General features: G+C 51.2%; 11 protein-coding genes. 5 read left to right on the top strand and 6 right to left on the bottom strand.

Annotated elements, in window-relative coordinates:
- Window positions 1–179: 179 nt before the first annotated feature.
- Entirely contained in the window at window positions 180–1811 is a 1632-nt protein-coding gene (locus ACOYNV_RS01385) for an ATP-binding domain-containing protein (RefSeq protein ID WP_422897937.1), read from the top strand.
- 181 nt (window positions 1812–1992) lie between these two features.
- Window positions 1993–2913, top strand: a complete 921-nt coding sequence (locus ACOYNV_RS01380) for a 5'-nucleotidase (protein ID WP_422897936.1) — start codon at window positions 1993–1995, stop codon at window positions 2911–2913.
- A gap of 281 nt (window positions 2914–3194) precedes the next feature.
- Here the strand turns inward: ACOYNV_RS01380 and ftsZ are convergent, their stop codons facing one another.
- The 4 genes from ftsZ to ACOYNV_RS01360 form a co-directional block, all read right to left on the bottom strand.
- Entirely contained in the window at window positions 3195–4283 is a 1089-nt protein-coding gene (gene ftsZ / locus ACOYNV_RS01375; protein WP_422897935.1) for a cell division protein FtsZ, read from the bottom strand.
- Between the two features lie 138 nt (window positions 4284–4421).
- Window positions 4422–4799 carry a hypothetical protein gene (locus ACOYNV_RS01370; protein ID WP_422897934.1) on the bottom strand — a complete coding sequence of 126 codons (378 nt, stop codon included), beginning with the start codon at window positions 4797–4799 and terminating at the stop codon, window positions 4422–4424.
- Window positions 4800–4816: 17 nt separating this feature from the next.
- Window positions 4817–7306, bottom strand: a complete 2490-nt coding sequence (locus ACOYNV_RS01365; protein ID WP_422897933.1) for a hypothetical protein — start codon at window positions 7304–7306, stop codon at window positions 4817–4819.
- Window positions 7303–9348 carry an AAA family ATPase gene (locus ACOYNV_RS01360; RefSeq protein WP_422897932.1) on the bottom strand — a complete coding sequence of 682 codons (2046 nt, stop codon included), beginning with the start codon at window positions 9346–9348 and terminating at the stop codon, window positions 7303–7305. Before ACOYNV_RS01360 ends, ACOYNV_RS01365 begins: the two co-directional genes overlap by 4 nt.
- 274 nt (window positions 9349–9622) lie before the next feature.
- Here ACOYNV_RS01360 and ACOYNV_RS01355 point away from each other — a divergent pair, with 274 nt between their 5' ends.
- The 3 genes from ACOYNV_RS01355 (at window position 9623) to ACOYNV_RS01345 (ending at window position 11820) form a co-directional block, all read left to right on the top strand.
- Window positions 9623–10057, top strand: a complete 435-nt coding sequence (locus ACOYNV_RS01355) for a division/cell wall cluster transcriptional repressor MraZ (RefSeq protein ID WP_422897931.1) — start codon at window positions 9623–9625, stop codon at window positions 10055–10057.
- 73 nt (window positions 10058–10130) lie between these two features.
- Window positions 10131–11126, top strand: coding sequence for a helix-turn-helix transcriptional regulator (locus ACOYNV_RS01350; RefSeq protein ID WP_422897930.1), 996 nt, complete (start codon window positions 10131–10133; stop codon window positions 11124–11126).
- Between the two features lie 112 nt (window positions 11127–11238).
- Window positions 11239–11820: a hypothetical protein gene (locus ACOYNV_RS01345; protein ID WP_422897929.1), complete on the top strand. Its 582-nt coding sequence runs from the start codon at window positions 11239–11241 to the stop codon at window positions 11818–11820.
- Window positions 11821–12246: 426 nt separating this feature from the next.
- Here ACOYNV_RS01345 and ACOYNV_RS01340 read toward each other — a convergent pair whose 3' ends face one another.
- Together ACOYNV_RS01340 and ACOYNV_RS01335 are read right to left on the bottom strand one after the other, a co-directional pair.
- Window positions 12247–12684, bottom strand: coding sequence for a hypothetical protein (locus tag ACOYNV_RS01340; protein ID WP_422897928.1), 438 nt, complete (start codon window positions 12682–12684; stop codon window positions 12247–12249).
- Window positions 12685–12736: 52 nt separating this feature from the next.
- On the bottom strand, window positions 12737–13216 hold the full coding sequence (locus ACOYNV_RS01335) for a hypothetical protein (RefSeq protein ID WP_422897927.1): 480 nt from the start codon (window positions 13214–13216) through the stop codon (window positions 12737–12739).
- Between the last annotated feature and the right edge of the window lie 26 nt (window positions 13217–13242).

Raw genomic sequence — 13242 nt, 5'->3', positions numbered from 1 at the left:
CGATGCCGCCAAAGCTGGCTGCCCGGCGGGGCGTCAAGGCGAATTCGAAATGGGTTTGAACATTCCTGAGACTCGACCTATCAAGCCTGCCTTCAAAGCGATAGACTGACACCCAACAAAATCACAACAAAGCGTGCCCACACCCAAGCCTGAATTGGCTTGGGTGTGCGCCAAACCTCATGGCCAAACTCTTTCCTTGTACGGCCCCCACCCGAGCCGCCAACGCAGGGTATTTTCGTGAGCTGGATGTTCTTGATCGTCTGGAACTGGACTTGCCCGACGGCTACGAAATTTTCCATAACGTCGATTGGCACAGCCTGCGTCAAGGCGAGGATAGCCATGGCGAAATTGATCTGGTGATCATGAACCGATCGGGTGAATTGCTACTGATGGAGGTGAAAGCTGGCCAAGTCGCCTTTCGGGCAGATGGCATCTTCAAAACCTACGGTACGAAAACGAAACGTGTCGACCAGCAACTCAGGGTGCAATACTCCGCCATGCTCAACCGGCTTGATCACGCCGGTATCAAGACTTCCATCAAGAATTGTCTGGTTCTGCCGGATTGCCGGGTACTCGCTGGCGAAATTATTGTCATCCCTCGCGAGCGCATCTTCGATGCCGAAGATTACGAGCATCTGGGCGCCAAGGTGCAGCAGTTGTTGCCGCTACGCGCTCCATCCCCCGGCGCCGATCAAGTCCGACGATTCCTGTCCAATCTGCTCACGATTGCACCGGATGTTTCGGCCCTGCAACGCCAGATTGTGTCCTCGAGCCGGAAACTGGCCGATGGTTTGGCAACCTGGGTGCCACGCATCCAGGCGCCTTCGGGCATGATCCGCATTCAGGCCACGGCGGGGTCCGGCAAAACTCAACTGGCTTTGCGCTTGCTGAGTGATGCGGCGGCACAACAACAACGTGCGCTCTATGTCTGCTACAACCGTCCACTTTCGGATCACATCAGCCGGTTGGCACCGCCGCAAGTGCAGGTCAGCACCTTTCATGAGTTGTGTGTTGAGCACTACCGGCGCACAAAGGGGGAGCCTGACTTCACTTCCCCTGATATGTTCCAGAATGTATGCCAAGTCTACAAGGAGGCCATGACGGACAGCGCTCCTCGCCTGGACCTGCTGATCATCGACGAGGGCCAGGACTTTACACCGGATTGGGTTGAGTGCCTGATCGGCCAACTCAAGGATAATGGGCGGCTCTACCTGCTCGAAGATAAAGATCAGCGACTCTACGAACGCGATGGATTTGATCTGCCTGACGCTGTCCATCTGAGCTGTCATGACAATTTTCGCAGCCCGCAAATTATTTGCCAGACCATCAACGCCTTCCGGCTGGCCAGCCATCCCATCGAAACACGCAGTCCTTATCCCGGCGATGCACCGGAATTCCTGACCAGCGATGGCAGCCCGCAAGCCATGCGGCAGCAAACCACGCTGGCCGTAGAAAGCCTGCTGAAGCAAGGATTCCAGATCAGCGACATGGTCATCCTTACCGGGCACGGTGCCAGCAAGTCTGCACTGCTCAGCCAGGACACGTTGGGCCAGCACGCCCTCCATCGCTTTACTGGTCGATACAACATTGATGGTTCACCGATCTGGAAGGAGGGTGACCTGCGGGTCGAATCCATCTACCGCTTCAAAGGCCAGTCCGACCCAGCCGTCATCCTGAGCGAAATAGACTTTGCCGAACTCAATGAACGCGAGTGCCGCAAACTTTTTGTAGGTCTGACCCGGGCGCAGATGGCGGTGAAAATCGTGATGACCGAAGCGGCCGCCAAGGTGCTGGAAAACTGTCTATGTTGATCGTGATGTTCGCCAGACCTTGGATGGTACGCAGAATCACGATTCTGAATTGCTCTGGGATACCCTCATATCCTGTGCTGATTGCACTTTAATGGCGTCAATTGAATCGAGTATCGTGTCGCTGCCCAAGTGTCAAGAATGACCTCAACCATTTCCGTAGCCTCAATTTAGGAAAACCCGTATGACGGTGACGCTCGACAACCAACTGGTGGTGGCCCTGTCATCACGCGCCTTGTTCGATTTCGAGGACGAGAATCGAGTGTTTGAAGAGCAGAACGATACGGCCTACATGGCCGTTCAACTTGATCGCCTCGAGCAAACAGCGGCTCCGGGGGTAGCCTTTCCGCTCGTCAAGAAACTGCTTTCGTTTAACAATGACGGACAGCACAGGGTGGAGGTCGTCATTCTTTCCCGTAACGATCCTGTGTCGGGGTTACGTGTTCTGCGCTCGGCGGAAGGTAACGGGCTTTCGCTGACCCGGAGCGTGTTCACCCGAGGCCGAGCTCCCTATGGCTACCTGCGGCCGCTCGGTGCGCATCTGTTCTTATCCGCGCATGAAAGTGATGTACGCAGCGCCCTGGAGGCCGGTTATCCGGCGGCGCGTGTTTTTGCCGAATCCGTGGTCGATGCCAACCGCCATCCGACGGAGGTGCGCATTGCCTTTGACGGCGATTCAGTGCTGTTCTCCGACGAAGCGGAAAAGATCTTTCAGTCAGAGGGACTGTCGGCCTTTGAGAAACATGAAAGGCAGAATGCCGATCGTCCGCTACCGCCAGGTCCGTTCAAGCCACTTCTCCTGGCCTTGCAGCGTTTACAAGCGGCGGCGGGAGAAGGTATTCCGGTGAAAGTACGAACGGCGCTTGTTACTGCCAGAAGTTCGCCGGCTCACGAACGCGCCATCCGGACACTGATGGATTGGAATATTGTCGTAGATGAAGCGATGTTCCTTGGTGGACTGGAGAAAGGCCCGTTTCTTCGGGAATTTGAACCCGATTTCTTCTTCGATGACCAGACACGTCATTGTGATTCTGCGGTGAGCGCAGGGCCGACGGGCCATGTCATTAGCGGCATTGCGAATGCCATGCCTAGCACAATGCGTTGATTGCAATGAGGTTGCGACACAGCTCGTCGCTCCTTCCCTGAAAATGGTTCAGGACAGAGAATTTAGTCGCTTCCCACCCAGCATGGCATGAACCGAATACCCGGAAAGGACAACATGACTCAATAGCCAGGAGCGCGTGTAAGGTCTGCAAGCCGCGAAAACTGAATAGCTCCTCCACACTCAAATTGTCGCCTGTGCATTTCTCCAAGAGAGTTATCTTCAGATGGTGTTTTATGGGAATTGCGTATGAAGTTAATGCTCTTTACTTGCTAATACATTCCTCAACTTCCACTGTACCCAGTAGCAACAAGCGTAACGCGAATATCATCTCCCATATTTTCGTCGTACGACGTGCCAAAAATTATGTGCGCATCCTCTGCGACTGCTTTACGAACGGTATTCATCACCTCGTTGACTTCCCTCATCTTGAAGCCGCGCTTCGCGGTAATGCATACCAGCACACCCTGAGCGCCTGCAAGGTCAACGCCATCCAGTAGCGGCGAAGCAATGGCCTTCTGGGCTGCGATACGAGCCCTGTCACTACCAGTCGCAATCGCTAACCCCATCATTCCCACGCCCATTCCGCCCATTACGGTTCGCACGTCTTCGAAGTCCACACCGACCATTCCCTGGATCAGGATCATTTCTGTGATACCGGAAATCGTTTCGTGCATCACAGTGTGTGCCGCAATGGGTATTTCGAGCAGCGAAGCATCGTCATTAAGAACGTCACTCAACTTGTCGTTATGGATAAGTATCAGCGAATCACTGTGCGTTTGTAACTTGGCGATCCCAGTCGCAAAATTGTTCTGTAACCTGCCTTCAAAACCAGAAGGCGTGGTCACCAATCCCACAGTCAAAGTACCCAACTCCCGAGCCACCTCGGCAAACAAGGGTGCAGCGCCGGTACCTGTACTGCACCCCATACCTGCGACAATGAAGACCATATGAGCACCTTTTAGACACTCGGTGATGCACCGGCGATTTTCCATCGATGCGTTGAAGCCGACTTCTGAATTTCCGCCTACGCCACGGCAGGTCTGACCTAATTGAATCAGTGCCTTTGCACTGCTCCGCTTGAGCGCCCTCGCATCGGTATCGGCCACCACAAATTCACAGCCTTTGAGCCCTTTATCAATCATGTACTCAATGGCTTTAACGCCCGCGCCACCAACACCGATGACCTTGATAACCGTGTGCCATTCGCCTTCCGGATGTTGTTCGCGTTCCTGAAGTTCGTGAGGCGGAACAATGGGGGAAGATGTAGCCGCTACCTCCCCGGTGATTGATTTCTGGCGAGCACTCACTATTGACGGCAACCACAAGGCTGCGATTACACCTGCCAAACGTATGAATGACCGTCTCTTCATTTTGCACCTCATAAATTTCACTTCGGAACATCATGAGGCTACAAAGCGACAGAATAGGTCGCATTGATGTGGTGGTGCTCGTCATTAACGGCGGCATCTCACCGGCCACATTAACGATCCGGAAATTACTTTCGCCCGTTATTTATCCGAACACGCGGAGCAAAGAATGCTTCCAGCTTCAATAATCCGACGTTCGACGGGGCGACCACATTCCTCGCAAGTGACCTCTGATTTCTGCCTGGCGAGTTCAATGAGGCGGTGTGTTTCATCATTACCACCGAGAATGCGGAAGCGTAGCGTCCCGATTTTCTCCTTGACCTGGCTAGCTACCACGGGCGGCATCTTTCCGGCCTTCACTTGCGCTGTAATCGTCGCGCACAGACTGTCGATGATGTCGAACCAGCCGTCGTCACAACAGAAACCCCAGCACATACTGGTTTCGTACTTGTCCTTGTGTCGGTCACGGAAGATTTCCGGATAAAGCTGACAGAGAAGATCGTCGAGTTCTTGTCGCATAGATCGATCAATTCGAATTATTGCTGTAATAGTGGAGAAGGGTGCCCTACCGCGATAACCGTAACACGGATGTCCTCGCCTATTCGCTCATCGTAGATGGCACCGAAAATGATCTGCGCATCATCGGCCACGAACTCTCGAATGGTGTTTATCACTTGATTCACTTCCGCCATCTTGAGGCCACGGATGGCGACGATATTTACAATGACGCCCTTCGCTGTTGAAAGGTTGTTCTCTAGTAAAGGCGATGCGAGAGCCCTCTCGGCGGCAATACGAGCACGATCATCCCCGGAAGCGATGGCTGAACCCATCATTCCAATACCCATGCCTGCCATTACGGCGCGTACATCCTTGAAATCGGGGTTAACTAAGCCAGGGAAATTGATATTTTCGGCGATGCCTCCAACCGCATAGCGCAACAGGTTATTCGCCTCCTTGAACGCCCTGTCAATGGATACGCCAGTATTAAGCATGTCTATCAGCACGTCATTTCGAATGACAATCAAACAATGAACATGTTTCCGCAACTCGGCGATGCCAGCCTCCACGATATTGATTCGCTTGCCTTCAATGCCGTGGGAAGAGGTCACCACCGCCACGGTCAGTATCCCAAGTTCGCGGGCCACTTCAGCAATAATCGGCACGAAGCCAGTACCTGTAACTCCGCCCATGCCAGCGACAATGAAAACCATGTGCGCGCCCTTCAGCGACTGGCTGATGCGATTTCGTTCTTGCATTGCGGTGTTTCGGTGTGCTTCCATATGGTCGCTGGCACCGAGATTAGCCTGGCCGAGTTGAAGGCGACTCTTGGTTAGGCGACGTCTCAGGCCCAGTTCATCGGTATCGGCCACAATAAATTCAACACCCTGAACTCCTTCTCTAATCATGTGATCGACGGCATTGCCACCCGCGCCGCCGACTCCGATCACCTTGATAACGATCCCATCACTGAGGTCTGCCCATTCTTCATGCCACTCGATTTGGTTGGATGAAGAGGGTACCGAGTGATCGTTGCTGAAGTATGGCCCCGTACTTTGGACCAGCCGGACTCCGGATGCTGGCAGACTGACTGCAGGAGGATTCCCTGTTTCTAGGCCAGTATCAGAGAGAGTTGGTTCATCACTTGCCGATGCCATGACCCAATAGCCGCTGATCAGGTTCTCTGGTCTCGTCTTGGCGACGACTTGCCCATTAGCGACCCAGTCCGAAAGCTTAAGTGCCGTTGCTGCAAAAATCCCACAATCGGCACCGGCGACAATTTCCCGGCTTGCCTGAATACTCCGGGCAGCCTGAATGGCTTCGCCAGCTTTGATACCCAAGCCTGCTCGGATACTCCCGAACCGACTCATGATGTACCGACCCGCGACCAATTCTTTTCCCGCAATAATGTCACCGTCTGTTCGGATGCCACGGCCAGCTATAAGATCGTCACCCGCATCGATTCTCGCAGCGAGAATGTAACCCGAGCACAGAATTTCGCCCCCGACACGGAGTTCCCCTTGAGTCGAAATGTCGCAGAACTTGGCGTCCTCACAGCTCCGAATATTTCCGGACACAGCGATATCGCTGCCCGACTCAAGGTCAGCCGTGAATAGAATGTCGCCCTGAGCCGTGATTCCGCCACCTGCATGAATCGTTGCCGCAATAATCTCGGTTCCAGATTGAATGCTGCCTTCCGCAGAGAGCTTCCAAGCCCCATTGATGCCACGCCCCGCAGTTACGTTTCCGCCAGCGTGAATCGTACGACCGGCTTGGATAGCTTCACCGGCCATGATGCTGTCGCCGGCTTTGATGCTCGTGACGCTGACGATGGCTGTTCCGGCGACAATATCCCCTGATGCTTCGATGCCGAATGGGCTTCGGTCGCCGACAATCGCATCCCAGTAGTTGTCTGAACCACTACTGGCCGCCCACAGTTTTTGCAGGTTAATCCATTTCTTTCTGGAATCATCCGAGTCGTCGTTGTTCAATGCCTCCACCGCCTCGCCCATGAGTTCAAAATCCGTACCAGAGTTGATTTCCTTTCCAGCGCGAATATCTCCTCCGGCAACGATGGCAAAGGCACTCGTAATGCAGTCACCCGCTGTGATGTTCCGACCTGCATCAATACGACTGCCTGCTCTTATTTCACCGTTGGTACGAAGGCTGCCTCCCGCGCGAATGTTCCAACCGGCAATAATGCCAAGATCAGCACTCAAGCTCTTGTCAGCTTCGATGCTGAGTCCTGCGCGTATCCAGCCAGAGACGCTCAGTGTGCCAACTACAGAAAGCTTACCCGCCGCAAACACATGCTTGTGGGCCTCAAGATTCGTGACGTCAAGGCACGCACAATCGTCGGTCCCTGCGTTTTCCATCAACCAGTGCGCCTCATTGGGCCGCTCATCTTCAGCCAGGGCGGTCAGAATGTCCTGGTACTTGGCTTCTCCTTCCGGAAATCGCAGCAAGAACCATTCATGAATGGCCGGGCTGGCTTGCCATGCTTCGAACTGGCTAGTAGTGATTTTCATGCCATGAATCCAATCGCTTGACCACCACTCCCCTTGACCCGGCATTCCTCTTCCAGTGCAGTCACGAGCGAATCTGCACTGGGCTGGGTTGCCCATAGTGCCCATTGCTTAGCCACGGCAGCAAAATCGCCGGGTGTTAGCTTGTCAAGGCGATTCAATTTGGTAATGACACTGGCCGTTGCCGTTCCAGAGCCTGGTGCAAGGCGCTCCAATTCAGCGTCAAAGAGTAGTTGCCGCTGCTCACGGTTCAGGCAGTCGAAACGGATCTTGAAGGCGAACCGACGCAGCGAAGCTGGGTCAAGCCGATCCAATTGATTGGTCGTGCAAATGAAGATGCCCTGAAAGTCTTCCATCTGCGTGAGGAGTTCATTGACCTGCGTAACTTCCCAGCTTTGGTGAGCGCCACGACGGTCGGCCAGAAGGCTGTCGGCCTCATCAAGAACAAGCACGGCGTCCTCCTTCTGCGCCTTCTGGAACATTTTCGCAATGTTCTGTTCGCTTTCGCCAACATATTTGCCAAGCAAATCCGATGCGCGTCGTACTAGCAGTGGCTTCCCGATGTTATCCGCCAAGTGGCGTGCAAAAGCGGTTTTCCCAGTTCCGGGGGCACCATGAAAACAAAAGGTACCGCTTGGCCGAGCCCTGAGTCCGGTGATGAGAGGTGCTGTGGCAATGCTGGTGTTGAGGTAGGCCAAGTCGTAGCCAGGCGACTGTCCAGCACCCGTGCTTAGCATAGGCTGACCGAGCAGTTTTGCGCTGTATTTCAGCGCACGTTCCACCAGTAATTCGGTGGCAGCCGGAGAGCCAGCGACGATCCGTGCAAGTTTCGCGGCTTTCTCGATTTGAGAAGGCGTCAGGTTGTCCCAGGCCGAAATACGTTCGATGAAACCCGGCGTCGCTTTTGCTGATACCAAATATTTCTTGGCAATACGACACCTTGCGTCCTTCGGTGGCTTAGGGAATTCCAGTGCAAAATCGAATCGCCTTAAGTAAGCGGGATCGATTTGATCGATGCTATTGCTGATCCAGATCGCTGGCACCGGATTGGTTTCCAATACCCTATTGATCCAGGCTTTTCCGGGGGAGGCCGAGGAATCGTCATCACTACCTTGGAGAAAAGCAAGAAAACCAGAGGGCCTACAGGGGAAAACATCTTCGATCTCATCGAAGAGAACGATGCAATCGGCTGCGCTAGCCAGCATTTTTTGACTGAGCATAAACGACGCGAAACGAGCTTGCCCATTAATGGCTTCACCCTCGTCGTCCGCGCATGCGACTTCGTAAAGGCGCTGGCCTATGTTTTTAGCGACCAATCGAGCGAATTCCGACTTCCCGACGCCGCTGTCTCCGTACAACAGGATATTTACGCCAGGCTCCCTCTTGCTCTGGACATTCTGTAGATAGATTGAAATCAGTTGAAAATCATCAGCCAGATGGGAAAAGTCCTCGGGCTTGAGCTTGGCTGGGGTCGCCTCGCTGAAGAAGCTTTCCAGAAGCGAATCAACGTCACGATGACTTGCCAGCAGTATTCTGCAAAGGTTTTCGGGCACTTCAAGCCTGTCTTCGATGCTGGAAAAGCTGGCGTCTGCCTGTTTGACTAATCCGGATTGGATTAGCGCCGACTTGGCTGACAAAGCGAGCCTCATTTTTGCAACAGGCAGCGCGAGCATGCAACTAAAGGCTTCGTGCGTATGCTCGGGGGAACACTCGAAGTTAAGAAACTCCAAGGTTTGCAGAAACGTGGGCAGAGAGTGGCGGAGCACAGCGTAGGCGATAACCCTTTGCTCCGCCAGACCGAGTTTGAGCTTGGCTGCGAGCCAGCCAATATTTACGCCGAGATGCGTATCCAGCAAGTCCTGCTGATTCGCCTCCAGTTCAACCAGACGGTTTTTAAGCGTTCGTTTCATTTCGCGTGCGGAAAAATTCCCGAGAGATTCCCCGTCCAGGTCTTCGAAGATATCCTGTACGCCAAGGAAATTGCCGACGTCATCTGTGGTCAAGCGCCGTAACACGCGGCGATCCGGGTTGCTGGCGAGCGTCAACCTAAGAGCCCAGGTGGCGGCGATGGTCTTGTAGATGCTGTTTTGCTTGCTCGATGCCGCAAATCGTGTTGCCTTGACGCTCGTCCTTCTGGTTACCATATCCGTTACTCCTGTTTATCTGGGGTCACTGTCGATAAATAGAGAATAACGTAAGCTGGCGACAGATTTTGTCGCTTGCAAGCCTAGTTGGTCGAATTAACACTGTGTCACTAAGCGACACGAATGGTCGCCCTGTAGAGCTATGATCAGACTGTTCTGAAATCCGAGGCAACTCATGGCACCCGTGTATTCCATCCTTGACATCGAACAGAGAATTAATCGCCATTGTCATTATCTACGCATTCCGAAAGCCCTTTTGCCAGTGGATACACAACTGTACCTAACTGCAGATCCATCACGTTGCTTGTTACTTTTTGGTGATGAAATTTGGGATCTACTCAGAGACAAACTGATGAGTCTTTCGCAGACGATACCAGGGAGTGATCCACTAAAACGGTTGCTTATCGGCAACGCGAGGGAGGTGTTTATGAATACCAAGCATAGACTGGAACTTCCAGTCGAACTCGCCGAATTCGCACGCTTGGAAATGACCGCCTACTGGGTACAAACTAGGAATAATATTGTCGAATTGTGGAATCCTGATTTGTTTAACGAGGCCAAGGATGGCTCATGGCTAGATAAACAACTTACTAAGAAAGCTACTGGCTGACCGTTACCAAGCAGCCAAAGCGCGCGGGACTAGAAAATTTTAATCAAGCCGATCAAACAGCGGTGATCAGAATATGAACGATACCTTGATGCGTCATTGGCGCATGTTGCGCGAAGTTCCGCGCTACCCGCGTCGGATCAGCACTGCTGAACTGAAGCAACGCTTAGCCGCCGCTGGGTTTGAGACGACGCTACGAACGATACAGCGTGACTTGATTAAACTTTCCGGTGTTTTGCCGTTGTTGGCCGACGACTCGAAGCCTCAAGGATGGTCATGGGAAGCGCATGCGCCCCAATTGGACTTGCCAATGCTAGAACCTCAAGCGGCGCTAGTATTTCATCTAGCCGAGCGGTATTTGCAACCGATGTTGCCGGCCAGTACTTTGGAGTATTTACTCCCATGGTTTCGTACCGCATCAGGCGTTCTGGACAGCCAGGGTAATGGTTTATCTGCGTGGCGGAAAAAGATTCGCGTACTTGCACCTGGGCAGCCCATGCAGCCGCCGGTGATTGACAGTGAAGTCCAGGCCGTCGTAACTCAAGCGTTGTTACTCAACAAGCGCGTTGCAGTCACCTACAGGGCACGTGGAGCCAAAGAAGATAAAGACTATGAAGCCAGCCCGCTTGGATTAGTGGTTCGTGACCAAGTGATCTATCTAGTGTGCACACTACGCGAGTACCAGGATATCAAACAACTGGTGCTGGGTAGGATGCGTTCCGCAAAATTGTTAGATACACAAGCCCGTGGCTTGGAGGGGTTCGACCTTGATCAGTACATTGCCCAAGGTGAATTCGGCATTCCCCTGGAATCCGGTAGAAAGATTAAACTAATTGCAAATTTTGACCGTTCGGTAGCTACCGGGTTTATCGAACGACCACTGGACATCAATCAGGTTGTCGATGAAATTAACGAAAAGACAGTAAAATTGACAGCGACGGTGTTGGATACACGTGAAATTAGACGTTGGCTGCTGGATTTTGGCGAACTCGCAGTGGTGATTGCGCCGCAGTCTCTAAGAAATGAGATGATGGAGATCATAAATCGAATGAATAAAAATTATGGTTTATAGTAAGCAATGTTCTGAATTGTTTTCCAGTAGCAGTGCATAAGAGTTTTTATACTTCATTAGTTCTAATAAAACCGGTAAATATCTCGGCTTCATTTAATAAAAAAGGATTAAAATGAAAATAGGAAAACCTTCGAAGCAAGGTGTATTGGACGGAGCATGCGGTTTTTATGCTACTACTCACGCACTTTCAATTTTGGCACCAAGTCTTTCTCGTGAGTATATTTTTGAAGCCGTGATACGGTCTGCGATGCAAGATACTGACCCGATGCGTTTCGTTATCGGCACAAGCAGAGGAACCATAAAAAACACCTTATCCAGAACGATATCATTGCTTAACAAAGCATTTGGAGTGCAGCTCGGAGCTGGTTATTATTCCTTTATCCCCTACTGGCAGACGGCACCTATAAACAGGAAAGAATTCTTTAAGACATTCGAGGGGATTGACCATAAGTCTGGGAAAGTAGCAATTCTTGGCTACTCTTATAAACCGACATCGAATTCCTTAGATCATGCTCATCACTGGACTGTAATACGTGAATTTAAGGACAATGGGTTGGTCACATATGATTCATCAGGTCAAAAGAAAATAATCCCCGTTTCCGAAGTTCGAGTTAACGATACTCATAATGAATTTCACTCCAGCCAACCTTACTTCATAAATTCTGACGATTTATTTTTAGTTCTATTACTTTAAATAATATGCACGCTCAATACCAATGATCTTTTTTACGTATCCCAGGAAATTAAATGGCTGGCAGATAACAAGCCGATAACTTAACGTGCCTTTCTAAGGTCGCATATCACCGTATGCGACCTATTTTTCAGGGTTTTGGCCGGTCAAAAAAATGACATAAATGAAAAAGTACACAAACCTCTACGTAATGTGACCTGTCATATTCTGAGTTACACACGAAGTTACCGGCTACGCAACATGAGATCGATTTTTCTAAGTGCGGAGCGGAATGGAACAGGGCGAATTAATGTCAACGACTCGCTTCTTGAACTTCCAACATATTGACAGGTCAAGCTATTTATCTTCATCGAAACGCAAGGAATAAATGAATTTAAACCCACGGCAATGTCTTAGCTAAGCCACATTTATAATCGAATGCGGACACCATTAATGATTTGGCTGGTGGAGACCCAATTCTTGCCACACATCCTCATCTTCGACAATCCAAATTTTTCCCTGCTCCAGATGCAAATATGGCCGCCAGTTTCCTTGTTCAATCTGCATTTCATCGGAGCGGCGTACTTGTCTTGAAAAGTAAGCACATAGGTTGATTTCTAATTGATCAATGAAGCCAGCCATGCCAAAAGCTGTGATAAAGCAAGTGTTAGTGAAATTTTCAAAGTTTGCACTAGGCTGAACCCTACTCCAGATTGTGCCTTTACCTTCGAATTGTTTTTTCTCCACCCATTTTTGGGCTGTAGCAAGAATCAGCGCATGCCAATTGCCATCCTGATATTTTCCTTTGATGTTGTACATGTCGATTTCTATCGGACAAACGATGCGTTTGTTTATCTTGAATTCCGGTGTTGGGATGGTCGTTTTCAAGGAGGATTCCTTTGGGGTTTGAGTATCAAAACGAATCAGGTGACTCAAAAACTTATTTTTCAAGAATCTCGATCCGTACGATATTTACACCCCTGTCGGCACAAATGCATTTCAGCTTTGGCAGGGTGCATGAAGGAAGAAATATGTAGCCAATCGTTACGATGAGACTATCTCCAGGAAAGCCTAATGGCAGCATGCTTCCGGTTGAAAACAAAACCGAACGAGTTTCCGGAACATCGGGATAAAATTGACTACAGCGGACTTCGTAGCTTGTTTCAGGCATTAGCAGCATAACGACACCTTCGTCTGCTACATGCAAAACCGTCATCGCAGTATCAAGGGCACGCTTGATATCCTCTGGAGAAACAATGGCGTTCTCAATTGCAACCATGCCACTCAACTCTTTGATTCCCGATACTGGAGACCTGATACAAAGATGAATGTCTTCTGTGACTGACCCCAGCGCGTCAAGTGGCAAGTGGTGCAGTTTGCTGATGGCGTCGTATTCCAGGTCAATCGTTATCGTTCGCATTGGCTGAAGTCCATGACTTTCGGCTG

It is taken from the genome of Propionivibrio sp. (assembly GCF_049316945.1).
Lineage (GTDB): Bacteria > Pseudomonadota > Gammaproteobacteria > Burkholderiales > Rhodocyclaceae > Propionivibrio.
This window is presented reverse-complemented; position numbering and strand designations above follow the sequence as displayed.

Excerpts from the sequence above, each read along its gene's own strand:
- ftsZ (WP_422897935.1), bottom strand. The coding sequence starts at position 4,283 with ATGAAGAGACGGTCATTCATACGTTTGGCAGGTGTAATCGCAGCCTTG.
- ACOYNV_RS01385 (WP_422897937.1), top strand. The coding sequence starts at position 180 with ATGGCCAAACTCTTTCCTTGTACGGCCCCCACCCGAGCCGCCAACGCA.
- ACOYNV_RS01365 (WP_422897933.1), bottom strand. The coding sequence starts at position 7,306 with ATGAAAATCACTACTAGCCAGTTCGAAGCATGGCAAGCCAGCCCGGCC.
- ACOYNV_RS01380 (WP_422897936.1), top strand. The coding sequence starts at position 1,993 with ATGACGGTGACGCTCGACAACCAACTGGTGGTGGCCCTGTCATCACGC.
- ACOYNV_RS01350 (WP_422897930.1), top strand. The coding sequence starts at position 10,131 with ATGAACGATACCTTGATGCGTCATTGGCGCATGTTGCGCGAAGTTCCG.
- ACOYNV_RS01370 (WP_422897934.1), bottom strand. The coding sequence starts at position 4,799 with ATGCGACAAGAACTCGACGATCTTCTCTGTCAGCTTTATCCGGAAATC.
- ACOYNV_RS01355 (WP_422897931.1), top strand. The coding sequence starts at position 9,623 with ATGGCACCCGTGTATTCCATCCTTGACATCGAACAGAGAATTAATCGC.
- ACOYNV_RS01335 (WP_422897927.1), bottom strand. The coding sequence starts at position 13,216 with ATGCGAACGATAACGATTGACCTGGAATACGACGCCATCAGCAAACTG.
- ACOYNV_RS01345 (WP_422897929.1), top strand. The coding sequence starts at position 11,239 with ATGAAAATAGGAAAACCTTCGAAGCAAGGTGTATTGGACGGAGCATGC.